This is a genomic window from Streptomyces sp. NPDC059816 (assembly GCF_042732055.1).
GTDB lineage: Bacteria > Actinomycetota > Actinomycetes > Streptomycetales > Streptomycetaceae > Streptomyces.
The window spans coordinates 22,296-44,925 of the sequence record NZ_JBHWIQ010000017.1 but is presented as its reverse complement, the minus strand read 5'-3'; the positions used below and the strand labels follow the sequence as shown (position 1 = coordinate 44,925).

General features: G+C 72.8%; 19 protein-coding genes. 12 read left to right on the top strand and 7 right to left on the bottom strand.

What is annotated here, in order from left to right:
- Positions 1-381: 381 nt before the first annotated feature.
- The 6 genes from purN (at position 382) to ACFV88_RS22305 (ending at position 7,299) form a co-directional block, all read left to right on the top strand.
- Positions 382-999 (top strand): phosphoribosylglycinamide formyltransferase, encoded by a 618-nt coding sequence (gene purN, locus ACFV88_RS22330; RefSeq protein ID WP_385493494.1) that lies wholly within the window; start codon positions 382-384, stop codon positions 997-999.
- Positions 996-2,576, top strand: coding sequence for a bifunctional phosphoribosylaminoimidazolecarboxamide formyltransferase/IMP cyclohydrolase (purH, locus tag ACFV88_RS22325; protein ID WP_385493493.1), 1,581 nt, complete (start codon positions 996-998; stop codon positions 2,574-2,576). Before purN ends, purH begins: the two co-directional genes overlap by 4 nt.
- Positions 2,577-2,696: 120 nt before the next feature.
- Positions 2,697-3,560: a bifunctional methylenetetrahydrofolate dehydrogenase/methenyltetrahydrofolate cyclohydrolase gene (locus ACFV88_RS22320; RefSeq protein ID WP_385493491.1), complete on the top strand. Its 864-nt coding sequence runs from the start codon at positions 2,697-2,699 to the stop codon at positions 3,558-3,560.
- A complete protein-coding gene (locus tag ACFV88_RS22315) occupies positions 3,550-4,014 on the top strand; it encodes a DUF3017 domain-containing protein (protein ID WP_385493490.1) in 465 nt (154 codons plus the stop codon). Before ACFV88_RS22320 ends, ACFV88_RS22315 begins: the two co-directional genes overlap by 11 nt.
- Positions 4,015-4,468: 454 nt before the next feature.
- Positions 4,469-5,716, top strand: coding sequence for a DUF2690 domain-containing protein (locus tag ACFV88_RS22310; RefSeq protein ID WP_385493489.1), 1,248 nt, complete (start codon positions 4,469-4,471; stop codon positions 5,714-5,716).
- Between the two features lie 593 nt (positions 5,717-6,309).
- The gene (locus tag ACFV88_RS22305) at positions 6,310-7,299 is read left to right on the top strand and encodes a malate dehydrogenase (protein ID WP_385493488.1); all 990 of its coding nucleotides are present in this window, start codon (positions 6,310-6,312) and stop codon (positions 7,297-7,299) included.
- An 80-nt stretch (positions 7,300-7,379) separates the two neighbouring features.
- Here the strand turns inward: ACFV88_RS22305 and ACFV88_RS22300 are convergent, their stop codons facing one another.
- On the bottom strand, positions 7,380-7,841 hold the full coding sequence (locus ACFV88_RS22300; RefSeq protein ID WP_385493486.1) for an ester cyclase: 462 nt from the start codon (positions 7,839-7,841) through the stop codon (positions 7,380-7,382).
- Between the two features lie 94 nt (positions 7,842-7,935).
- On the opposite strand from ACFV88_RS22300, the gene ACFV88_RS22295 reads away from it, so the two are divergent.
- Positions 7,936-8,403, top strand: a complete 468-nt coding sequence (locus tag ACFV88_RS22295) for a MarR family winged helix-turn-helix transcriptional regulator (protein ID WP_385493485.1) — start codon at positions 7,936-7,938, stop codon at positions 8,401-8,403.
- Positions 8,404-8,508: 105 nt separating this feature from the next.
- On the top strand, positions 8,509-8,703 hold the full coding sequence (locus ACFV88_RS22290) for a hypothetical protein (protein ID WP_385493484.1): 195 nt from the start codon (positions 8,509-8,511) through the stop codon (positions 8,701-8,703).
- A 58-nt stretch (positions 8,704-8,761) separates the two neighbouring features.
- On the opposite strand, the gene ACFV88_RS22285 is transcribed toward ACFV88_RS22290, so the two are convergent.
- Positions 8,762-9,337, bottom strand: coding sequence for an acyl-CoA thioesterase (locus ACFV88_RS22285; RefSeq protein ID WP_385493483.1), 576 nt, complete (start codon positions 9,335-9,337; stop codon positions 8,762-8,764).
- 602 nt (positions 9,338-9,939) lie between these two features.
- Between ACFV88_RS22285 and ACFV88_RS22280 the strand changes: the two genes are divergently transcribed.
- On the top strand, positions 9,940-11,277 hold the full coding sequence (locus tag ACFV88_RS22280) for an LCP family protein (RefSeq protein ID WP_385493482.1): 1,338 nt from the start codon (positions 9,940-9,942) through the stop codon (positions 11,275-11,277).
- An 82-nt stretch (positions 11,278-11,359) separates the two neighbouring features.
- Here the strand turns inward: ACFV88_RS22280 and ACFV88_RS22275 are convergent, their stop codons facing one another.
- Positions 11,360-12,829 (bottom strand): LCP family protein, encoded by a 1,470-nt coding sequence (locus ACFV88_RS22275; RefSeq protein WP_385493481.1) that lies wholly within the window; start codon positions 12,827-12,829, stop codon positions 11,360-11,362.
- A 178-nt stretch (positions 12,830-13,007) separates the two neighbouring features.
- Here ACFV88_RS22275 and ACFV88_RS22270 point away from each other — a divergent pair, with 178 nt between their 5' ends.
- The gene (locus tag ACFV88_RS22270) at positions 13,008-14,015 is read left to right on the top strand and encodes a glycosyltransferase family 2 protein (protein WP_385493480.1); all 1,008 of its coding nucleotides are present in this window, start codon (positions 13,008-13,010) and stop codon (positions 14,013-14,015) included.
- A 78-nt stretch (positions 14,016-14,093) separates the two neighbouring features.
- Here ACFV88_RS22270 and ACFV88_RS22265 read toward each other — a convergent pair whose 3' ends face one another.
- From ACFV88_RS22265 to ACFV88_RS22255, 3 genes are all read right to left on the bottom strand, one after another.
- Positions 14,094-15,878 carry an LCP family protein gene (locus ACFV88_RS22265; RefSeq protein WP_385493477.1) on the bottom strand — a complete coding sequence of 595 codons (1,785 nt, stop codon included), beginning with the start codon at positions 15,876-15,878 and terminating at the stop codon, positions 14,094-14,096.
- Positions 15,879-15,962: 84 nt separating this feature from the next.
- Complete coding sequence (locus ACFV88_RS22260) at positions 15,963-17,702, bottom strand: LCP family protein (RefSeq protein WP_385493476.1); 1,740 nt, start codon at positions 17,700-17,702, stop codon at positions 15,963-15,965.
- Positions 17,703-17,996: 294 nt separating this feature from the next.
- Entirely contained in the window at positions 17,997-18,752 is a 756-nt protein-coding gene (locus ACFV88_RS22255) for a TIGR03089 family protein (RefSeq protein WP_385493475.1), read from the bottom strand.
- 214 nt (positions 18,753-18,966) lie between these two features.
- Here ACFV88_RS22255 and ACFV88_RS22250 point away from each other — a divergent pair, with 214 nt between their 5' ends.
- Together ACFV88_RS22250 and ACFV88_RS22245 are read left to right on the top strand one after the other, a co-directional pair.
- Complete coding sequence (locus ACFV88_RS22250) at positions 18,967-20,370, top strand: peptidoglycan recognition protein (RefSeq protein WP_385493474.1); 1,404 nt, start codon at positions 18,967-18,969, stop codon at positions 20,368-20,370.
- Between the two features lie 107 nt (positions 20,371-20,477).
- The gene (locus ACFV88_RS22245) at positions 20,478-21,560 is read left to right on the top strand and encodes a sugar phosphate nucleotidyltransferase (protein ID WP_385493473.1); all 1,083 of its coding nucleotides are present in this window, start codon (positions 20,478-20,480) and stop codon (positions 21,558-21,560) included.
- A gap of 27 nt (positions 21,561-21,587) precedes the next feature.
- On the opposite strand, the gene ACFV88_RS22240 is transcribed toward ACFV88_RS22245, so the two are convergent.
- A complete protein-coding gene (locus tag ACFV88_RS22240; protein WP_385493471.1) occupies positions 21,588-22,610 on the bottom strand; it encodes a DNA-3-methyladenine glycosylase family protein in 1,023 nt (340 codons plus the stop codon).
- Positions 22,611-22,630 lie beyond the last annotated feature (20 nt).

Below are 22,630 nucleotides of genomic sequence, written 5' to 3'. Positions count from 1 at the left end.
GGCCCCGCGCGGGTGAGCGACCGTACGGGCCCCCCATCGGGGGTGCCGTCGCCACGCAATCCGCCCGGGCACCCGGTCAACGAACCACACCGGGCCGGTGTTCCGGCCCGCCTGCGCGCCGGCCTCCGCGTCCCGACCGGGGCCCGGCCCGGCATCCGCCGCCGGCCGGACGCGTTCCGCCCCCGTCCAGGGGGTCACACCGCCCCGGACGGTATCGTTGCTGCCGGTCGGCCGCTTCGTAGAGTTCCCCGTATCCGGGGAGACCGCACCTTCGTACGAACGTCCAAGAAGTCGTACGGCGGGGAGGGACGGACGACGGCGGACCGCCCGGCTCATGCCGCGCCGGACCAGTGAAACGCCCCCGCAAGAAAGGGCCCCACCGTGGCCGCCAAGCGCCTCGTCGTGTTGGTCTCCGGATCAGGAACGAACCTCCAGGCCCTCCTCGACGCCATCGCCGCCGCGGGCCCGGAGCGCTACGGCGCCGAGGTCGTCGCGGTCGGCGCCGACCGACCCGGCACCCTCGGCCTGGAGCGCGCCGAACGCGCCGGACTGCCGACCTTCGTGCGACAGGTGAAGGACTACGGGTCCCGCGACGCGTGGGACCGGGCGCTCGCCGAGGCCACCGCGGCCCACGCACCGGACCTGGTGGTCTCGGCCGGGTTCATGAAGATCGTGGGCAAGGAGTTCCTCGCCCGCTTCGGCGGCCGGTTGGTCAACACGCATCCCGCCCTGCTGCCGAGTTTCCCCGGGGCCCACGGCGTGCGCGACGCCCTCGCGTACGGCGCCAAGGTCACCGGGTGCACCGTCCACTTCGTCGACGACGGCGTCGACACCGGCCCGGTCATCGCCCAGGGCGTGGTCGAGATCCGGGACGAGGACGACGAAGCCGCGCTCCACGAGCGCATCAAGGAAGTCGAACGCAAGCTGCTCGTCGAGGTCGTCGGCCGGCTGGCCCGCGACGGCTACTCGATCGAGGGACGAAAGGTAGTTATCCCGTGACCGCCGAAGGTACGCAGAGCCCCGAGGGGGCGCAGGTGGCCATCCGCCGGGCGCTGATCAGCGTCTACGACAAGACCGGGCTCGAAGACCTCGCGCGCGGGCTGCACGCCGAGGGCGTCGAACTCGTCTCCACCGGCTCCACCGCCGCGAAGATCGCCGCCGCCGGGGTCCCGGTCACCAAGGTCGAGGACCTGACCGGCTTCCCCGAGTGCCTGGACGGCCGGGTCAAGACGCTGCACCCGCGCGTGCACGCCGGCGTCCTCGCCGACCTCCGCCTCGACTCGCACCGCGCCCAGCTCGCCGAGCTCGGCATCGAGCCGTTCCAGCTGGTCGTGGTCAACCTCTACCCGTTCCGGGAGACCGTGGCGTCCGGCGCGAGCCCCGACGAGTGCGTCGAGCAGATCGACATCGGCGGCCCCTCGATGGTCCGCGCCGCCGCCAAGAACCACCCCTCCGTCGCGATCGTCACCAGCCCCGACCGGTACGCGGACGTGCTGGCCGCCGTGCGCGGCGGCGGCTTCGACCTGCCGGCCCGCAAGCGGCTCGCCGCCGAGGCGTTCCAGCACACCGCCGCGTACGACGTGGCCGTCGCCTCCTGGTTCGCCTCCGCGTACGCGCCCGTCGACGACTCGGCGTTCCCCGACTTCTTCGGCGCCACCTTCGAGCGCCGCAGCAGCCTGCGCTACGGGGAGAACCCGCACCAGGGCGCCGCCCTGTACGTGGACGGCACCGGCGGTCTCGCCGACGCCGAGCAGCTGCACGGCAAGGAGATGTCGTACAACAACTACACGGACACCGACGCCGCGCGCCGGGCCGCGTACGACCACGACGAGCCGTGCGTGGCGATCATCAAGCACGCCAACCCGTGCGGCATCGCGATCGGCGCTAACGTCGCCGAGGCGCACCGCAAGGCCCACGCCAGTGACCCGCTGTCCGCGTTCGGCGGGGTCATCGCCGTCAACCGGCCGGTGACGGAGGAGATGGCGAAGCAGGTCGCCGAGGTCTTCACCGAGGTCATCGTCGCGCCCGAGTACGAGGACGGCGCCCTGGAGGTGCTGACCCGCAAGAAGAACATCCGGGTGCTGCGTGCCCACCGGGCGCCCGCCGCACCCGTCGAGGTGAAGCAGATCGACGGCGGTCGGCTGCTCCAGGTGGTCGACCGGCTCCAGGCCGACGGCGACGACCCGTCCTCCTGGACGCTGGCGACCGGTGACGCGCTCTCGCCGGGCGAGCTGGCCGAGTTGGCGTTCGCGTGGCGGGCCTGCCGGGCCGTTAAGTCCAATGCGATCCTGCTCGCCAAGGACGGGGCCTCGGTCGGCGTCGGCATGGGCCAGGTCAACCGGGTCGACTCCGCGAAGCTCGCGGTCGAGCGGGCCGGCGCGGAGCGGGCCCGGGGCTCGTTCGCGGCCTCGGACGCGTTCTTCCCGTTCCCGGACGGGCTGGAGATCCTGCTCGCCGCCGGGGTGCGGGCCGTGGTCCAGCCCGGCGGCTCGGTCCGCGACGAGTCGGTGGTCGAGGCGGCGAAGAAGGCCGGCGTGACGATGTACCTCACCGGCACCCGCCACTTCTTCCACTGATCCGCAGGGCGACGGGCCGGGCACCCACCGGGGGCCCGGCCCGTCGCCGTACGCGCCGGTCGGTGCGGGCCGCACCCACCGGATTGGAACCCGGCCCGTGCCATCCGCGAAGATGGGGCCATGACCGCCCAGATTCTCGATGGCAAGGCCACCGCAGCAGCGATCAAGTCCGAACTGGCCGTCCGCGTGGCGGCCCTCAAGGAGCGGGGCGTGACGCCCGGGCTCGGAACGGTCCTGGTCGGCGACGACCCGGGCAGTCAGAAGTACGTGGCCGGCAAGCACCGCGACTGTGCGCAGGTCGGCATCGCCTCCCTCCAGCGCGAGTTGCCCGCCACCGCCACGCAGGAGGAGGTCGAGGCGGTCGTCCGCGAGCTGAACGACGACCCGACGTGCACCGGTTACATCGTCCAGCTCCCGTTGCCGAAGGGGATCGACGAGAACCGCGTCCTCGAACTCATGGACCCGGCCAAGGACGCGGACGGCCTCCACCCGACGAACCTGGGCCGACTGGTCCTGGGCGAGCCGGCCCCGCTGCCCTGCACCCCGTTCGGCATCGTCCGGCTGCTGCGCCAGCACGGGGTCGAGATCAACGGCGCCGAGGTCGTCGTCGTGGGCCGCGGGGTCACCATCGGCCGCCCCATGCCGCTGCTGCTGACCCGCCGCTCCGAGAACGCCACCGTCACCCAGTGCCACACCGGTACCCGTGACCTCGCCGCCCACTTGCGGCGCGCCGACATCATCGTGGCCGCGGCGGGCGTTCCGCACCTGATCAAGCCGGAGGACGTGAAGCCGGGCGCCGCCGTCCTGGACGTCGGGGTCTCCCGCGACGAGACCGGGAAGATCGTCGGCGATGTGCACCCCGGTGTCGCCGAGGTCGCGGGCTGGCTGTCCCCGAACCCGGGCGGCGTCGGACCGATGACCCGCGCCCAGCTCCTCGTCAACGTCGTCGAGGCGGCGGAACGGAACGCGAACGGTGTCGGCTGACGCCCCCCGCGCCGTGCCTGGCGCCGAGGGCGCCACCGGCCCGGTCCCGGGTGCGCCCGTCGCCAAGGTCCGCAACCGCCGTTTCTCCCTGACCCGGGACACCGCCCGTCCCGAGGGCGGCGGCCGGACGGCCCCCGGTGGCGCGCCGGCCCCCGCCCGCCAGTGGCCGATGCTCGTCGTGCTCGGTTCGGTCGGAGCGGGGCTGCTGCTCACCGGGCTCGACGCCTCCCGGGTCGGCGCGCTGCTGATCGGGGGCGCGCTGCTCGCGGCCGGGCTGCTGCGCTGGGTACTGCCGTCGGTGGGCATGCTGGCGGTCCGCTCACGCTTCACGGACATGATCACTTACGGGGTGCTCGGCGGGGCGATCGTGCTGCTGGCGCTGATGACCCAGCCCAAACCGTTGCTGGACGTCCCGTTCCTCGAAGACGTGCTCCACTTCACCATCAAGGCGTAGCCCCGGCCCGCTCGCGGCCCGTACCCCCACCCGGGTGCGGGCCGCCGTCGTGTCCGCACCCCGTGCGCCGACGGCTCCGGGCGTCGACCGCGGTTCGAAATCGCACACACCCCCTGCGCACGGGCCGCGGGCGCGGTACGGTGACCGGCGGTAAGCCGCCATGGACCGGGTGTCGGCCCGTCACCACGACCGTCGAAACCGAACGCCGGGTTCCGTATCGCGGACGGCCCCGACGGTGGGACACTGGCGCGCAGGCAGCGGACCACCCGCGCGCGAGAGGCGCATGCAGGGTGGTTCGAACGCTTCCGTGCGCCCCCGGGTGGGGAACTGATGTTCCCGCCCCGGGCATCCCTGTGGGTAGCCAGACCGGGATGGGCCGCGGGCTCGTGGGTTCACGGGTACGCACAGCGACGGCGACGGCGTACCGGTACGTTCAGGGGGATAGGGGGACACAATGCCTCGTTGGAAGGAATTGCCGGAAGAACTCGACCCACAGGTCAAGGAGTTCACGGGGCAGCTCCGCAGGCTGGTCGACCGCAGCGGTCTGAGCATCGCGGCGGTCTCGGACCGCACGGGCTACAGCAAGACCTCCTGGGAGCGTTACCTCAACGGTCGGTTGCTCGCCCCGAAGGGCGCGATCGTCGCGCTCGCCGAGGTCACCGGCACCAACCCGGTCCACCTGACGACGCTGTGGGAGCTCGCGGAACGGGCCTGGAGCCGCTCCGAGATGCGCCACGACATGACGATGGAGGCCATCCGCATCTCCCAGGCGCGGGCCGCGCTCGGCGAGACCGGGGGCACCGACGTCCGGGGCGGTCGCGCCGCCCACCGGGGAACCGCCGGGCGCCCCGCCGGCCCGACCGGACCCGCGGGCCGCGCCCCCGGCGCCCGGGGCGGTGCGCACGCCGCCCGCGGTCCGCGCACCGGAGCCCCCGGCCGGCCCGCCGCGGACGGGGCCCTCGGCTTCTCCGGCGGCCCCGCGACCTCCTCCGACACTCCTCCCTCCGGCAATGACGTCACCTTCCAGAGCGTCCGCTACCAGGGCCCCCTCGGCGGAGCCGTCCCCAACGGCCCCGCCACCCGCCGCCCCGCCCACGGCGGCGGCCCCGCCCCGCAGGTCGCGGGCCCCGGCGGTCCGTTCGGTGGCCCCGGCGGTCCGGGGAGCGGCCCTCCCGGCGGTCGACCGCCGCGACAGCGCCCCGGCGCCGCGGGCAAGCGACGCACCACGATGTTCCTCGCGGGAGCCGTCGGCGCGCTGGTCGTGATCGCGGCGGCCTTCTACTTCGCGGGCGCCTTCGACGGCGACGACGACGCGGAGGCCAAGCCGTCCCCCGCCGCCAAGGTCAGCAAGAAGCCGCTGCCGGCCGGGGTCGAGTGCAGCGGCACGGACTGCACCGGCAAGGACCCGGAGACCATGGGCTGCGGCGGCGAGTACGCACGCACCACGGCCACCATCCGGGTCGGCACCTCCACGGTCGAGGTCCGCTACAGCAAGACCTGCGAGTCCGCATGGGCGCGGATCACCCAGGCCGCGGACGGCGACACCATAGAGATAGCGGCGCCGGGCGCCAAGAAGCAGCTCAGCACGGTGGGCACCACGCCGGACACCGACGCCTACACCGCGATGGTGGCGGTCAAGAAGGCCGGCGACGCCAAGGCGTGCGCCACCGTCCAGGCGGCCACGGAGGGCTGCACCCCGTAGGTCGACCCGCGTCCCACCGACCGCACGGGCCCCGGGGCGGGCCCGTGTGGTCACTGCATTCCGGCCGAATTCGCGCCGCGCGCCCCGACCGTCACCCGCCGCCGGGGAGCCGTCCGGCGCCCCTTGCGGAGCCCGCACGGAAACCGACGCGCGGAACGTGCATGGAACGGACACCACCGGGCACACGGAGGAATACCCCCACGGGAGCGGCCACCACCCCCGAGGCGGCCGTCCGCTCTCCCCCCCCTGAGCGGACGGCCGCCCACCCCACACCGCCCGCCGCCCCCGTTTCACCCCCGCCCGTCCGCGCTCCGCACGAACCGCTCGGCCCGGCGCGCAGCCCCCGAACCACCGACCGCCGGGCCCCGCACAGCACGGAACCAGCCGTCCGCGGGGCCCCCGCCCCGGCTGTGGGACGGGCCACACGGCCCCGCCGATCCGGGACCGCCGGAGCGCGATAGCCTGACCGCTGGATCTCTCTTGACGCCAAGAGATCGATCATCGGGACCGCTGATCGATCACGTGGGCGCTCGCACGGGGTCCCGTTTCCGGGGCAGGGACGCCCCACCGCCAGCTGTCATACGGAGAACGCCATGACCCGCACTCCCGTGAACGTCACCGTCACCGGCGGAGCCGGCCAGATCGGTTACGCCCTGCTCTTCCGCATCGCCTCCGGCCAGCTCCTCGGCGCGGACGTGCCGGTCCGGCTGCGGCTCCTGGAGATCACCCCGGCGCTCAAGGCCGCCGAGGGCACCGCGATGGAACTGGACGACTGCGCCTTCCCGCTGCTCCAGGGCATCGACATCAGCGACGACCCCAACGTCGCCTTCGCCGGTGCCAACGTCGCCCTCCTGGTCGGCGCCCGCCCCCGCACCAAGGGCATGGAGCGCGGTGACCTGCTGGAGGCCAACGGCGGCATCTTCAAGCCCCAGGGCAAGGCCATCAACGACCACGCCGCCGACGACATCAAGGTCCTCGTCGTGGGCAACCCGGCCAACACCAACGCCCTGATCGCCCAGGCCGCCGCCCCGGACGTACCGGCCGAGCGCTTCACCGCGATGACCCGCCTCGACCACAACCGCGCGCTGACCCAGCTCGCGAAGAAGACGGGCTCCACGGTCGCCGACATCAAGCGGCTCACCATCTGGGGCAACCACTCCGCCACCCAGTACCCGGACATCTTCCACGCGACGGTCGGCGGCAAGAACGCCGCCGAGCTCGTGAACGACGAGAAGTGGCTGGCCGACGCGTTCATCCCGACCGTCGCCAAGCGCGGTGCCGCGATCATCGAGGCCCGTGGCGCCTCGTCCGCCGCCTCCGCCGCGAACGCCGCCATCGACCACGTCCACACCTGGGTCAACGGCACCGCCGACGGCGACTGGACCTCCATGGGCATCCCGTCCGACGGTTCCTACGGCGTCCCCGAGGGTCTCATCTCCTCCTTCCCGGTCACCACGAAGGACGGCGCCTACGAGATCGTCCAGGGCCTCGACGTCAACGAGTTCTCCCGCGCCCGCATCGACGCCTCGGTCAAGGAACTCGCCGAGGAGCGCGAAGCGGTCCGCGCCCTGGGTCTCCTCTGACCCCGTCCCTCGCACCACCCCCGCCCCCGGCCGCCCTCGGCACCGGGGGCGGGGTCGTGTCCGGCCCCGGTCCGGCCGGTTCAGTGGTGGGCGGGGCCGTTGGGGCCGGAGATCGCGCCGAGCTGGGACAGGCCGTCGAGGATGTCGGTGCAGGTCCAGTACTCGACGAACCGGCCGTCGCGGACGCGCAGGATGTCGTTGCCGCTGAAGGAGATCTTCGTGCCGACGGGGGCGGTGGCCCGGGGGATGCCGCCGGTGTAGGCGGCGCGCATGGTCCAGCGGGCGGAGATCAGGTCGCCGTCGACGAGCGGGCCGAGATCGACGGTGACGGTGATGTCGCCGAAGGCGGCCATGGTCTGCTCGATCTCGGGCAGCAGACGCCCGGGGCCGGTGACGGCCTCGGAGTCGCTGCCGTCGGGGCGGGCCTGGTGGACGACGAAGTCGGGGTCGAGGATCTCCCCGGCGTGGCTGAAGTCGCCGCGCCACAGCTCGCTCCAGCGGTGGTGGAGGGCGCGTAACTGGTCGGGGGTGTGGTCGGCCATGGTTCTCCCTGGACATGGGGAAAGGACTCGAATTGAATCTGCACCACGCATCATCTGTGTGACGCAGATACAATTAGGGCGCGAGGATGATCCCATGTCAAACAGAAATCGCGGGGAACTGGTCGCGGCGGTCACCGCGACGGCCCGGCGCCACCACGCCGCCTACACGCTGTTCAACCAGGCCATGGCCGAGCGCCTCGGCCTGCACCCCACCGATCTGCAGTGCGTGAGCCTGCTGGTCCTGGAGCCCGGCCCCCGCACCACCGGGGAGATCGCGGAGCTGACCGGCCTCACCTCCGGATCCGCCACCCGCCTGGTCGACCGCCTCCAGAAGGCAGGCCTCGCCGAACGCCATCCGGACGCCCGCGACCGGCGCAAGATGCTCGTCACCCTCACTCCCGACCGCAACCCCGAGATCGAGGCGGCCTGGGAAGCCCCCGGCGAAGCCTTCGACCGCGCCCTGGACGACTTCACCGAAGACGAGCTCGCCGTCGTCGAGCGATATCTGCAACGCACCACGGACGTCGGCGCCGTGCAGACCGCACGTCTGCGCGCCGGCTGAGCCGAACGTGCGCAACGAGCATGTTCGACGCGCGCAAACGGGTGAATGTCAGCGAGCTTCTGCAACCCCCTTGAGCTGTCGCGCGTCCAGGCCGAGGCTTTCTCCATGAACCCTCAGTACTGCTACCGATGCGGCGCCCTGACCGAGAAACCCGTACTGGTGGAGGAGGTGCACAGCGCCAGCGGTCCCGGCCTGGACGTGTACGCCTGTGAGGCGCACGCGCTACGCGTACCGGCGGCCCTCAGTCAGGCCGCCGCACTGGAGTCGGCGTTCCGGGGCAGCCGCCGGCCGGGGGCCTGAGCGGCGCGCCGTCCGGGCGGCGCCGAAACAGGAGGCCGGCGCCGCCGAGCGCACCGGGTCAGTCGACGATCCCGTTCGCTGTCCGGCGGGCCCGCAGCTCACGGATCGCCTCGCGGCGCGCGAGCCGGTGGGTGCGGCGGATCTGGGCCTCCTGGTGGCGCCGCCGGTCCCGCTCGGTCTCCGGCTCCACCGGCGGCACGATCCGGGGCTTGCCGTCCGCGTCGACCGCCGTGAACACCAGGTACGCGGAGCCGACCTGCGTGGCGGTCGTCGACTCGTTCCAACGTTCCGCCATGACCCGGACGCCTACCTCCATGGAGGTCCGCCCGGTCCAGTTGACCTGTGCCTTCACATGGACCAGGTCACCGACCCTGACCGGCTCCAGGAACACCATCTCGTCCATGGACGCGGTGACCGCCGGGCCGCCGGAGTGCCGTCCCGCGACCGCTCCCGCCGCGTCGTCGACCAGTTTCATGATCACGCCGCCGTGCACGGTACCCAGGAGGTTGGTGTCGTTGTGGGTCATGATGTGGCTGAGCGTCGTCCGGGAGGCGGAGGTGGGCTTGCCGGCAACGCTGGGGGCGCCGTGGGCGCCGGGGTCGCCGGGCTCCACGGCAGGGGGCTGTGCTGTCATGCCCTCCACTGTATGGCGTGCGCCGTGCCGCCCATCGGGTGCGCTGTGGTTGCCCGCGCAGTTCCCCGCGCCCCTTTCTGGTGCGTCCACCTGGTGGTGCGTTGTTCTGTGCGGTGCACTGGGTTGTTGCGCAGTTCCCCGCGCCCCTGGATCTCGGTCGCTACCCGCCGCTCCCACCCGACAGGGCGCACCCGCACAGGCCAGCGCACCTCCAGGCAGAGGCGCCCCGATAGGGGCGCGGGGAACTGCGCGAAGCACCAGCGCACCGCACAGGACAGCGCACGGCCAGCGGATCGCACCTGCTCAGGGGCGCGAGGAACTGCGCGAGCAACCACAGCGCACCCGCACAGGCCCAGCGCACCGCCAGGTGGAGGTGCCCGACAGGGGCGCGGGGAACTGCGCGAATCGCACCGCGCACCGCACAGGCCCAGCGCACCGCCAGGTGGACGTACCGAAAGGGGCGCGGGGAACTGCGCGGGCAACCACCGCGCACCCCACCAGATGACCGGAGACGGTCAAGATTGCATCAGCTCTGCAACAGCGCTGCCCCGAGTTTCCGTCCGCCCTGTCAGTACACCGCTGTGAGCCGGCACACTTAGCCCATGAACGAGTGGCCCGAGGGGCGTAGCGGCCGGAGCCGCGACGGTGAAGGATATGGCCGCGGCAGCGCGAACGAGCGGCCCGAGAGCGCCCGCGTGATGCGGCAGGTCCAGCGGGGCCAGGGCCCCGGCCCACGCCCCTCGGCACCGCCCCGTGGCGTTCCGCAGCAACACGGCTACGGTCAGCAGGGCCACCCCGGCGGCCCTCCGGGCCAGGGCGGCGGCCAGCACGGCCAGCAGGAGTACGACAGCGGCTACAACACCGGCCAGGTCTACGGCAACCCCCAGGGCGGCGGCCGGGGTGGCCAGGGCGGCGGCGGTGACGAGGGCCATCTGCGCCCCGGCGGCGGCGGGTCCCGCCCGGCGCCCGACTGGAAGCGCCGCATCAAGATCGGCTCGCTCACCCTGGTCATCCTGCTGCTCGTGGTCTCCGTCGGCACGTACTTCTGGGCCGACTCCAAGCTCAAGCGCGAAGTCGACCTGTCCAAGGTCATCGAGCGTCCGAAGGACGGCGACGGCACCAACTACCTGATCGTCGGTTCCGACAGCCGCGAGGGCATGTCCGACCAGGAGAAGAAGGACCTGCGCACCGGCTCCGCCAAGGGCAAGCGCACCGACTCGATGATGATCCTGCACGTCGGGGACAGCGGGAACGCGATGATCTCGCTGCCCCGTGACTCGGACGTCGAGATCCCCTCGTTCGTGGGCTCCGAGTCCGGCAAGCGCTACGAGAACACCGGGCGCCGGGTGAAGCTGAACGCCGCGTACGCGGAGGACGGCCCCGAGCTGCTCGTCCGCACCGTCGAGCACAACACCGGGCTGCGCATCGACCACTACGCGGAGATCGGCTTCGGCGGCTTCGCGAAGATCGTGGACGCGATCGGCGGCGTCGAGATGAACCTGGAGAAGGGCTTCAAGGACAAGCGCTCCGGCGCCGACTTCGAGGCCGGCAAGCAGACCCTCGACGGTCAGGAGGCGCTCGCCTTCGTCCGCACCCGCTACGCGCTCGGCAGCGACCTGGACCGCACCAAGAACCAGCAGAAGTTCCTGTCCGCGCTGGCCAGCCAGACGGCGACGGTCGGAACGGTCCTCAACCCGTTCAAGCTCTACCCGACGCTGGGCGCGGGTCTCGGCACCCTCGTGGTGGACCACGACATGGGCCTGTTCGACCTCAGCGAGATGTTCTGGGGCATGAAGGGCGTCACCAGCGGCGACGGCGTCTCCATGAACATCCCGATGGCCGGTTCCCGGGGCAGCAACCTCGTCTGGGACAAGGCGAAGGTCAAGACCCTGGTGGAGCAGCTGAACAACGGCGACAAGATCACCGTCACCGGCAACTGACCCGGCCCGCACCACCCCGCACCGTCGAACGGGCGGGCACCCCCGGCGGGTGCCCGCCCGTTCCGTACCCGCAGGTCACGCGTCAGCCGCAGGTCACCTCGTCGCCGGACACCGCGCCGAACTCGCCGGAGTCCGCCGGATCGGCCACCCGGACCCGGGTGACCCCCCGGTAGTCGGCGCCCGCGACCACCCGCATCACCGGGCCCCGCCCCGGCTCCGGCCGTAGCTCCGCCCCCGGCAGGGCCGCGGCCAGCGACTTCACGGAGCGGTCCCAGCGCGGGTCGTAGTGCACGACCGTGCGCTGCGCGGGCCCCGCGTCGACGGGGCGTCCCGTCGTCCGGAAGCCGGTGCCGCGCAGGGCCGTGTCCACCGTGCCGCCGAGGTCCGCCGTACCGGTGCCGTTCTCCACCTGGACGCGGATCTGGTCCGGCGCCACCTCCACCCTGACCGCCTTGCGCCGCACCTTGTGCGCGGCGAGCGGCTCGTCCTCGCGCAGCGCCTCGAACAGTCGCCCCGCCTTGGCGTCGTTCCACTTCACGGTGGAGCCGAGCCCCTCGACCTGGTGCGCGACGTTCTCGATCGGCACCGTCGTGAACTCCGAGGACGAGGGCGAGAAGCCCCGCATGGCCCGGCCCAGCGTCAACATCTCGTCCGTGCCGAAGTTCTTCGACGCCCGCAGCGAGCCGAGCGACGCCTGCGAGAGTTCCCTGAACCGCACCGGGTTCAGCAGGACCCCCGAGGAGGTCGCCTTGGCGATCAACGCGGCCATGAACGTCTGCTGCCGCTGCATCCGCCCCAGGTCGGCGGCGCCGTCGATGTGCCGGGAGCGGACGAACTGGAGGGCCTGCCCGCCGTTCAGCTCGTGCGGTCCGGCCGCGAGGTCGAGACCGGTGCCCGAGTCCTTCAGCGGTTTGGCGGCGCAGATGCGGACCCCGCCGACCACGTCGACCGTGCGCATGAAACTGGTGAAGTCGACCTCCAGGTAGTGGTCGATCTTCACTCCCGTCAGGTGCTCCACCGTCCGCACGGTCAGCGGCGGGCCGCCCTCCGCGTACGCCGCGTTCAGCTTCACCGGGTGGGCCGCGTACCGCTTCCCGGTCGTCCGGTCGACGCGCTCGGGGATCTCCGCGTACGAGTCCCGGGGCAGGCTCACCACGCTCGCCCGCTCCAGGTCCGCCGAGAGGTGCACGATCATGATCGTGTCGGTGCAGCGGCACGGCGCCCCGCCGAGGTGGTACTTCTCCTTCTCCTCGGGGGTGATCCGGTCCCGGCCGTCGGTGCCGACGAGCAGGAAGTTGGTGCCGTGGCCGGCGCTCGGCCGGTTCTTCATGTCCTTGAAGGCGTCCACCCGTTGGATCTCCGCGTCGATGCCCGTCATCAGCGCGTGTCCGATGCCCGCCGCGCCCAGCACGGTCACCGACAGGGCCGTCACCGCGCGGCGCGCCCAGCGGGGCCGCCCGCCGCGCCTCGTGCGCCGTCCCGAGGCCGCGGCAGCGGGTCTGCGTCCGCCCGGGGGAGCGGGACGGACGGGACGGCGGGGCGGCTGGGGCACGGGAAGGACACCTTTGCGTACGGGTGCGGTTCGGCGGGCGTGACCGTCGGACCGGTGCCGTGCGGGTCCGGCCGGGGCCGTGGGGCCAAGGCGACGGTACGTCCATAGGAAATGCTGCCCGCTCCAGCGGCCGGACGGCGCGCGACCGTGTCCCCCGTTCGCGGTAACGTGAAGGACGATGAACGCCACGCCCTCCCCGAAGCTTCCCCCCGTGTCCGTGATCATGCCCGTCCTCAACGAGGAACGGCATCTGCGCGGCGCCGTCCGAGCCATCCTCGCCCAGGAGTACGCGGGCGAGATGGAGGTGGTGATCGCCCTCGGCCCGTCCAAGGACCGCACCGACGAGATCGCCGCCGAACTGGTCCGTGAGGACCCCCGGGTGCACACCGTGCCCAACCCCACGGGACGCACCCCGGCCGCGCTGAACGCCGCGATCAAGGCGTCCCGCCATCCGGTCGTCGTCCGTGTCGACGGGCACGGGATGCTGTCGCCGGACTACATCGCCACGGCCGTGCGGCTGCTGGACGAGACCGGGGCGCAGAACGTCGGCGGCGTCATGCACGCCGAGGGCGAGAACGACTGGGAGCGGGCCGTCGCCGCGGCGATGACCTCCAAGATCGGCGTGGGCAACGCGGCCTTCCACACCGGTGGTCAGGCCGGGCCCGCCGAGACGGTGTACCTCGGGGTGTTCCGCCGCGAGGCCCTGGAGCAACAGGGCGGCTACAACGAGGAGTTCATCCGCGCCCAGGACTGGGAGCTGAACTTCCGCATCCGTGAGGCGGGCGGCGGGATCTGGTTCTCGCCCGAGCTGCGGGTGTCCTACCGGCCGCGGCCCAGCGTGCGGGCGCTCGCCAAGCAGTACAAGGACTACGGCCGTTGGCGGCACGTGGTCGCCCGGTACCACTCGGGCTCCATCAACCTGCGCTACCTCGCACCGCCGACCGCGGTGTGCGCGATCGCCGCGGGAGTGGTGGTCGGCGCGGCGGTCACCCCGCTGGGCTTCGTGGTGCCCGCCGGGTACCTCGCGGCGATCGCCGCCGGGTCGGTGCCCGCGGGGCGGGGACTGTCGTTCGGGGCGCGGCTGCGGATACCGGTGGCGCTCGCGACCATGCACATGTCCTGGGGCTGGGGGTTCCTCACCAGCCCCAAGTCCCTCGCCAAGCGCGTCATCGCCTCCCGGCGCTGAGGCGCCCCCGGGACGAACAGTGGTCCGACGCTCCGGCCGGACCACCGTTCACCCCGCCTCAGGTCGCCCCGGGTCGCCTCAGTAGGTGAAGCCGGGGTTGACCTCCATGCAGGTCTGCTCGTCGGCGCCGTTCAGGAGGTTCGCGGACTTCGGCGCGGAGTCGTCAAGACCGCCGTCCTTCGGATAGGCGGAACCCTCCCGCCAGTCCGCGCCCACGGTCAGGGTCACCCCGGAGACCTCGGTGGACTGCTCCACCGACGACAGCGGGATGCCCAGCGCCTTGGCGACCCGCTGGGCGTCCCCCTCCAGGTCCGCGCTCGGGAACGTGATCACGGTCTGGGCCTCGGACACCGCCCGCTGGGTGTCGGCGACCGACCGGTCGAAGCCCTTGCCCGCCAGCAGTTGCGCCACCGTGGACGCGCGCCCCGCGGCCGGTGCGAGCACGTCGGTACGGGTGCCGTTGACGATCTGCACGGCGATCTGGGCGTCCGGCGCGGGCGGGTCGTCGGACAGCTTCGCCTTCTTCCGCTTCTTGTCCTTGCCGTCCAGCGAGATGTCCTCGCGGATCAGCCGGAACAGCTGCTCCGCGTCCCCGGGCTTGGGCACGACCCGCGGGCCGAGGTAGTCGAACGGCATCGTCGTCATGGTGATGCGGTCCGGCGGCACCTTGCGCAGCTCGTTGCCGAGTTCGTACAGCTTCATCACGTCGTCGAGCCCCTTGTCGACGGTGAGGGCCCGGGTCGCGGTCTCGGCGAGCCCCCGCAGCTTGCCGGGGTTGCTGAGGGTGGCGTTCTTCCGCAACTCCCGCACCATCGAACTCATGTACATGTGCTGGGCCTTCGCCCGGCCGATGTCGCTGCCGTCACCGAAGCCGTAGCGGGTGCGCAGCCACTGGAGGGCCTGCTCGCCCTTGATGGAGTGGGTGCCCTTGGGGAGCTTCAGACCGGAGCCCTTGTTGCTGGCGGTGTGCGAGTAGATGTTCTTGTCCACGCACACGGGGACGCCGCCGATCGCGTCGGCCATGTCGACCACGCCCGCGAAGTCCACCTGGATGAAGTGGTTGATGTGGATGTTGGTGAGCTTCTCCCAGGTGGCGACCGTGCAGCCGGCGCCACCGCGCCCCAGCGACTGGTTGGTCATCACCCGCCCGTTGCTCGCCGGGTGCGCTTCGCCCTCGGGGTCGGTGCACTTGGGGATCTCCACCAGGGTGTCCCGGGGCATGCTGACCACGGACATGTTGGAGCGGTCCGCGGACAGGTGCACCAGCATCTGCACATCGGCCAGCGGGGCCGCGCCGACGCTCTCCCGGGAGCCGCCGAGCCGCAGGTTCTCCTTGGTGTTCCGGCTGTCCGAGCCGATGAGGAGGATGTTGAGGGGGGTCTGCCCCGCGGCGTTCGGGGTGGGGGTCGGGGCCTTGTGCTCGCCGATGTTCAACTCGCCCTTGCGGATGTTGCCGTTCAAGTGGCGGTAGTAGAGGTATCCGGCGCCGGCCGTGCCGAGTATGACGACCGAGAGGACCAGCGCGGCCCAGCGCAGTATGCGGCGCTTGCGGCGGGCCGGCCGACCGCCCGGCCCGCGGCCCGCGCCGCCCGGCCGACCGTCACCGGGGCCGCCGGGCCCCGGGCGGGAACCCGCCGCGCCGGCGGGGCGCTTGCCCCCGGCGGGCCGACGGGGCGCGGCCCGGTCGCGGGGGGCGTCCTCGGCGAGTGCGGCGACGCTCTCCCCGGTGGCCCCGCCCTCCGGGTCCCGCAGGGCCCGCGCCGCGTCGGCGTCCGCCCCCGGCTGCTCGTCCGCGAGGTCCGTTCCGTTCCGTGCGGGCGCGTCGCCGCGGCGGACGCGTGGACGGGACTCCTCCCCACGCATGCCACTTCGGCCCATTCGCCACCCCTCCCAGCACGCCGCCGTAGAACCCAGGTATCCCGTTAGACGCCCGAGACACCCAAAGGGTTACTCCGCGCAGACCGCTTTGTCCGCCTCGACCTTCTGAACCCCCTCCGGCACCTTCTCCGGGGGTTTCATCGCTGCTCCTGCGCCCTTGAAGTCCGGACCGAGCGTCAGCACGATCGCCGGGAGTCCCTGTGCGTTCGTCTCGCTCTCGCCCGGCCTCATGGCGGAGGCGGACAGACCCATCAGATTCGCCAGTCGGCGGGCCTGGTCGGCCTGTTCGGGAGCGTACGCGAGCTGGGTCCTCGAGACGTCTGCCGGCGCGTTCCCGAGCTGGCTGGACTTGAGCACGCCCCCAGTGTTCTGCAAGTAGGTGAGAGTTTCCTGAGCGGAGCCCGCTTCGGCGCCGCCGTTGTAGATGTGCACCCGTACATCGGCGGGGTCCGCCATCGGGCCCTTCAACAGTCCGGCCTGGGCGGCCTTCTCCTTCTTGGCCTTCGCCTTCTTCTGCTGCTCGACCTCGGTCAGCGAGACGTCGCCCCGGATCATCGCGAACAGCGGGTCGGCCTTGGCACTGTCCACCACGACGGTCGCCTTGACGCGTTCGGCGGGGTTGTCGAGCACGGGCAGCGTCGCGAAGCTGATGTTCTTCGGGTCCACCTTCGCCAGCTCCAGGCCCACGTCCTTGAGCTTGTTGATGCTGCCGATCCCGGTGTCCACCTCCAGCGCCTCGGTGGCCGCCTCGGCGAGGTCGAGCATGCGGCTGGGGCTGGTCAGCGTGTCGCTCGACTTGAGCTTGCGCATCAGGGAGCCGAGGAACTGCTGCTGGACCTGGATGCGGTCCAGGTCGCCCTGGTTGCCGAAGCTGTGCCGGGTCCGCACGAAGGCGAGGGCGTCCTCGCCCTTCAGGGTGTGCTTGCCGGCGGACAGCTTGAGGTGCGACTTGGGGTCGTCGACGTCCTTGGCGACGCAGACCTCCACCCCGCCCACGGCCGTCGTCAGCGTCTTCACCGCATTGAAGTCCGCGAGCATGAAGTGGTCGGGCTGGATGCCGGTCAGCTCCTTGACCGTCCGCATCGCGCAACCCGCGTCCCGCCCCTCCTGGCCGAGGCTGGTGTTGAACCGTACGGCCGTCTGGCCGGGGATCACCTCGGTGCTGCCGTCCGGCTGCTTGGTCGGACAGTCGGGGATGTCCGTGATGAGGTCCCGCGGGATGCTCAGCACGGTCGCGTTCGTCCGGTCCTTCGCGACGTGGAGCAGCAGGGCGGTGTCGGCGTGGCCGGCGCTGTTCTTGTCGCCGTAGCCGCCGTTGCCCTCACCGGTGCGCTTGTCGGTGCCGATCAGCAGGATGTTGACGGCCTTGTCCTTGCTGAAGCCGCGGGCGCCCGCACTGCCCACGTCGGTGGTGGTGATGTTGCCGTTCAGGTGCTCCAGGTAGAAGTACGCGGTGGTGCCGGCCCCGATGAGGACGACGGCGAGGGCGCCGCCCGTCCAGGCGAGGACCTTCTTGCCCCGGGACGACTTGCCGGAGCCGTCGGAACGTCCCCGGCGGCGGTTCGGCGGCTGGGGCGGCGCCCCGCGGCGCCTGCGCTGGCCCGGTACGTCACCGGTGCCGGTGCGGCGGGGGGCGTCGGGGGAGGTGCGGGGGCCCGGGGTGCGGCGGCCGGTTCCCCGGGGGGAAGGCGCCGTCGGCGGGTCGGGGGAGGGGCCCAGTCGTAGTTCGTAGTCACCGGTCTGCGGGTTCAGTACCCACTGGTCGGCGGGGTCCACATCGTCCCCCGGCCCACGGCCTTGCGCGTCCACGGTTGTTAGCGTCCTCCGTCAGGCCCCACGCGACGCCACCCCCCTCGAAGGCGCACGGCAGCTCGGTCTCTCGGTGCTCGGTGCGCGACGACCGCAGGCACCGGGATCGCTCACACTATCCGCCCAATTGGGCGTAGAGCGATGGCGGTGACACATTCCACGTCTTGATAACCGGGCAATACGGCTCATACGTTCGGCAGAGCCGTGCGCTACGGAGATCCGGTGCCGATCTTCGGGGCGCCCCGGTGCTCCGGCCGCCGTTCGGCGGGGGAGCGGCCGGGGTCGGGGCGCCGGTCAGCGCACCGTGGCGGTCACGCGTTCGACCTCGACGCGCTTCGCGAGCGCCTCCTCGTCGAGTGCGTCGGCGTTGCGGCACAGCACCACCGAGCCACCGGCGGCGAGCGGCCCGTACAGTCCGGCCGACAGCCCGTCCCAGGTGTCGTACCCGCGCAGCGACAGCACCCGGGCGCCCGGCCCGGCGATCCCGAACCGTCCGGCGTCGGCGACGGCACGTTCCACGACCTCGGCGCCCGAGTACTCGGCGCCCGCGACGATCAGCGCGTCGGCGGCGGGGTCCACCGGGGCGAACGGAACGAACCGGTCCCCCTGCGAGGGCACCTCGACCGCGTAGTCCGCGAACCCCTCGGGCGCTACGGGGAAACGTCCGCCGAGCGGGCGCAGCGCCAGGGCGATCCGCTCCCCGCCGCAGGCCCGCGCCGTCTCCAGCGCATCGGGGCCGGCCACCACCACATCGGCGCGCCCGGCCGACCCGCCGACGTCGGCGACGACGCCCACCGAGGAACAGGCCAGCAGCCAGACGGCGGTCTGCCAGTGCGCGGGGAGCAGCAGGGCGACCCGGTCACCGGGTTCCGCGCCCAGTTCGCCCTGGAGCAGGTTGGCGGTCTTGGCCACCCAATTGGCGAACGTCGCCACGGACAATTCGACCCGTTCCCCGGTCGCATCGTCGTAGAAGGTCACCAGCGGGCGGGACGGGTCCGCGGCGAGCGCGGATCGCAGCAGGTCGGCGGGGGTGCGGTCGGATGCGTTCACGCGCGCAAGGCTACGCGGCCGGCTCGGGTGGTCGCACGGGGTCGCCGGGGTCGCGCGGGACGGGGCGGAACGGCCGGGCGGCCGGCCGGGTGAAGCAGCCGGGCCGGCCGGGTGAAGGTGCGCCCCGCGCGGGTGGGGCGCTGCCCGTCGCGATCGAACGGCCCGTCAGTTCCCGGATGGACATATCGCCGTATTCATGTTCAACATCGGGCGTATGCGTGGATTCATTGCTTCTTCGATCGGCGTCACGTGCGCGATCGCACTGACCTTCCCGCTCACCCTCCCCTCCGGAGCCCAGGCCGCGCCGCGCGGCACGGACACCGCGCCACCCGGCCCCCGGCCCGGTGCCCCGGCCGCCGACCCCGCCCCGCTCCCCGGCAGCACCCAGTCCCTCCCGCTCACGGCCCGCCCGGCCACCCGCTCCCTGGCCCCTGTTGCGCAGGAGCGGAGCCTCGTGGGGCGCAACGTCCGCCCGTTCTCGCTCCTCGGAGTCGTCTGGGACGACGTCCGCACCGTGCTCGACGGCGAGGTGCAGGTCCGCACCCGCGCCACCGGTACCGGCACCTGGTCCGGCTGGCGGTCCGTCCACGCCCACGCCGACACCCACGGCCACGACCACGCCGCCGACCCCGGCTCCGCCGAAGCCCGCTCCGGGCGGGTCCGCGGCGCCACCGCCCCCCTGTGGGTCGGCGACTGCGACGGCGTCGAGGTGCGCGTCACCGGCCACTCCCACCAGGACGCCCACCGGCCCGCCCCTCTCCCCGAGGGCCTGCGCCTCGAACTCGTCGACCCGGGTCCGGAGCCCGCCCCCGACCGCGCGACCGGGACCCGAGCCGTGCCCGGAGCCGCGTCCGCGTCTGCGTCTGCGGGGCGCCGGGCGGCGGCCTCCGCGGACGTCCCGGGGGCGTACGAGATCCCCGAGGTCCCCGAACTCGGCGACCTCTCCCACCTCTCCGACCTCTCTGATCCCCTCGGCATCGACCAGGCCCGTGCCCCGGCCGCCGCCGGCCCCCACACGGCCCCCCGGCCCAAGATCGTCTCCCGCAAGAAGTGGGGCGCCGACGAGAGCCTGCGGGAAAGCGGCTTCGGGTACACCAACTCCGTCAAGGCGGCCTTCGTCCACCACAGCTTCACCGGCAACAACTACCGCTGCTCCCAAGCGCCTTCGGTCATTCGCGGTATCTACCGCTACCACGTGGTGAGCAGCGGCTGGCGCGACATCGGCTACAACTTCCTGGTCGACAAGTGCGGCACCGTCTACGAGGGCCGCGCCGGGGGAGTGAGCAAGGCCGTGCTCGGCGCCCACACCCTGGGCTTCAACAGCAACACCACGGGCATCGCCGTCCTCGGCTCCTACGGCAGCACCACCCCGCCCGCCGCCGTGGTGAAGGGCATCGCCAAGGTCGCGGCCTGGAAATTGGGGCTGTATGGAGTCAATCCGAAGGCCAAGACATATCTGACCTCGGGCGGTGGCAATCTGTACCGAAAGGGAGAGAAGGTTCGGCTCCAGGTGATCTCCGGTCACCGTGACGGTTTCGCCACGGAGTGCCCAGGGGCCCGCCTCTACGGCAAGTTGGGGACCGCCCGCAGCAGTGCGGCCCGCCTCCAGGGACGCTGATCACGCAACCACCGTCACCCCTGATCGCGTCTGCCCGGCGGGTTGGTCCACACACCGGCCGGCCGGCGACGCGTTCGGTCGGCCCTGGCAGAAGGCAGAGACGACAGGTGACAGAAGCGATCCTCCTGGTGGGCGGCAAGGGCACCAGACTGCGCCCGCTCACGGTCAACACCCCCAAGCCGATGGTCCCGGCGGCCGGGGTGCCCTTCCTGACCCACCAGTTGGCGAGGGCCCGGGCCGCGGGCATCGACCACATCGTGCTCGCCACCTCCTACCTCGCGGAGGTCTTCGAACCGTACTTCGGGGACGGTTCCGCCCTGGGGCTGCGCCTGGAGTACGTCACCGAACGCGAACCCCTGGGCACCGGCGGAGCGATCCGCAACGCCGCGACCCGGTTGCAGGCGGGCCCCGGCGACCCCGTCGCCGTCTTCAACGGGGACATCCTCACCGGGCTCGACATCCGCGCCCTGTTCGCCACCCACGCCGAATCCGGCGCCGACGTCTCCCTGCACCTCACCCAGGTCCCCGACCCGCGCGCCTACGGACTGGTGCCGACCGACCCCACGGGCCGGGTCACCGCGTTCCTGGAGAAGCCCCAGACCCCCCAGGAGATCGTCACCGACCAGATCAACGCGGGCGCGTACGTGTTCCGCCGCTCCGTCATCGACACCATCCCCGCCGGGCGCCCCGTCTCCGTGGAACGGGAGACCTTCCCCGGCCTGTTGGCCTCCGGCGCCCACCTCCAGGGCATGGTCGACTCCACCTACTGGCTCGACCTCGGCACGCCCCGGGCGTTCGTGCGCGGCTCGGCGGACCTGGTCCTCGGCCGTGCCCCGTCCCCCGCGGTGCCGGGCCGCTGCGGGGACCGACTGGTGCTGCCCACCGCACAGGTGGCCGCCGACGCCAAACTCACCGGGGGCACCGTCATCGGGCACGGCGCCCGGGTCGGCGCCGGCGCCCGGATCAGCGGCAGCACCGTCCTGTCGGGCGCCGTCATCGCCCCCGGGACGGTCATCACCGACTCCCTCGTCGGGGCCCGCGCCCACATCGGCGCCCGGACCACCCTGCGGGACACCGTCATCGGCGACGACGCCCAGGTCGGCCCCGACAACGAACTGCGCGACGGCGCCCGGGTGTGGTGCGGCGCGGCCCTGCCCGCCGGCGCGGTCCGCTTCTCCTCGGACCAGTGAGCCCTGCCCCCGCACCGGCCGGACGCCCTACAGCAGTCCGATGTCGGTGCGGGGCATCTTGGGGTGGCGGCGCGCGGGCACCCGCCCGGACAACAGGACGAGCCGGGCCGCCCGGTGCCGCTGCCCCGCGTACGGTTCCAGCAGCCGCAGCATCTCGGCGTCGTCCGCGTCCCGGTCCCCGGCCAGCGCGTACCCGATGATCCCGGGCAGGTGCAGATCGCCGACGGTGACGCAGTCGGCGGCCCCGTGGCTGCGCTGCACCACCTCCGCCGAGGTCCAGGGGCCCACCCCGGGAATCACCTCCAGCCGCCGCCGCGCGGCCTGCGGCTCCAGCGCACTGGCCTGCTCCAGCCGGCCGGCGACCCGCACCGCCCGCAGGATCGTCGCCGCCCGCTTGTCGTCCACCCCGGCCCGGTGCCACTCCCAGGACGGCACCCGCAACCAGGTGCCGGCGGCGGGCGGCACGTGCAGCAGCGGCGCCCGGTCCCCCTGGCCCGCCGGACCGGGCGCGGGCTCACCGAAGCCCCGCACCAGCAGCCGCCACGCCCGGTACGCCTCGTCGGCGGTCACCTTCTGCTCCAGGACGGACGGGATCAGCGACTCCATCACCAGCCCCGTCCGGACCAGCCGCAGCCCGGCCCGTCGTCGCCAGGTGTGGGCGACGATCCGGTGCCGGGGCACGAACTCCTCGGGCCGGTCCGCCGCGCCCAGCAGCACCGGCAGCCGGTCGAGCAGCCACTCGGCGCCCGGACCCCAGGCGGTGCCCTCGACGTCCGCTCCGCGCGGCGCCACCCGCAGCGTCCCCGGCCCGGCGGGCGTACGGCAGGCCCGCCACACCGAGCCGTCCGCCAGCGCCCGGAACGTCGGATCGCCGGGACCCCGCCGCAGCGGCCCGAGCACCAGCCCCAGGTCGACCGGCCCGTCGGGGGCCCACACCCGGGTACGGCCCGTCGCGGGCGGTACGGCGCGGCCCGGCCGCGCGGACGGCACGCCGACGGCACCGCCCCGCACGGTCACCCGTGTGGGCCGCTGCTCGAAACGTCCAGCCATCGCCCGCGTCCTGTGCTCGT

Coding starts and splice junctions, on each gene's coding strand:
- ACFV88_RS22320 (WP_385493491.1), top strand. CDS start 2,697: ATGACCGCCCAGATTCTCGATGGCAAGGCCACCGCAGCAGCGATCAAG.
- ACFV88_RS22310 (WP_385493489.1), top strand. CDS start 4,469: ATGCCTCGTTGGAAGGAATTGCCGGAAGAACTCGACCCACAGGTCAAG.
- ACFV88_RS22305 (WP_385493488.1), top strand. CDS start 6,310: ATGACCCGCACTCCCGTGAACGTCACCGTCACCGGCGGAGCCGGCCAG.
- ACFV88_RS22300 (WP_385493486.1), bottom strand. CDS start 7,841: ATGGCCGACCACACCCCCGACCAGTTACGCGCCCTCCACCACCGCTGG.
- ACFV88_RS22295 (WP_385493485.1), top strand. CDS start 7,936: ATGTCAAACAGAAATCGCGGGGAACTGGTCGCGGCGGTCACCGCGACG.
- ACFV88_RS22290 (WP_385493484.1), top strand. CDS start 8,509: ATGAACCCTCAGTACTGCTACCGATGCGGCGCCCTGACCGAGAAACCC.
- ACFV88_RS22285 (WP_385493483.1), bottom strand. CDS start 9,337: ATGACAGCACAGCCCCCTGCCGTGGAGCCCGGCGACCCCGGCGCCCAC.
- ACFV88_RS22280 (WP_385493482.1), top strand. CDS start 9,940: ATGAACGAGTGGCCCGAGGGGCGTAGCGGCCGGAGCCGCGACGGTGAA.
- ACFV88_RS22270 (WP_385493480.1), top strand. CDS start 13,008: ATGAACGCCACGCCCTCCCCGAAGCTTCCCCCCGTGTCCGTGATCATG.
- ACFV88_RS22265 (WP_385493477.1), bottom strand. CDS start 15,878: ATGCGTGGGGAGGAGTCCCGTCCACGCGTCCGCCGCGGCGACGCGCCC.
- ACFV88_RS22250 (WP_385493474.1), top strand. CDS start 18,967: ATGCGTGGATTCATTGCTTCTTCGATCGGCGTCACGTGCGCGATCGCA.
- ACFV88_RS22240 (WP_385493471.1), bottom strand. CDS start 22,610: ATGGCTGGACGTTTCGAGCAGCGGCCCACACGGGTGACCGTGCGGGGC.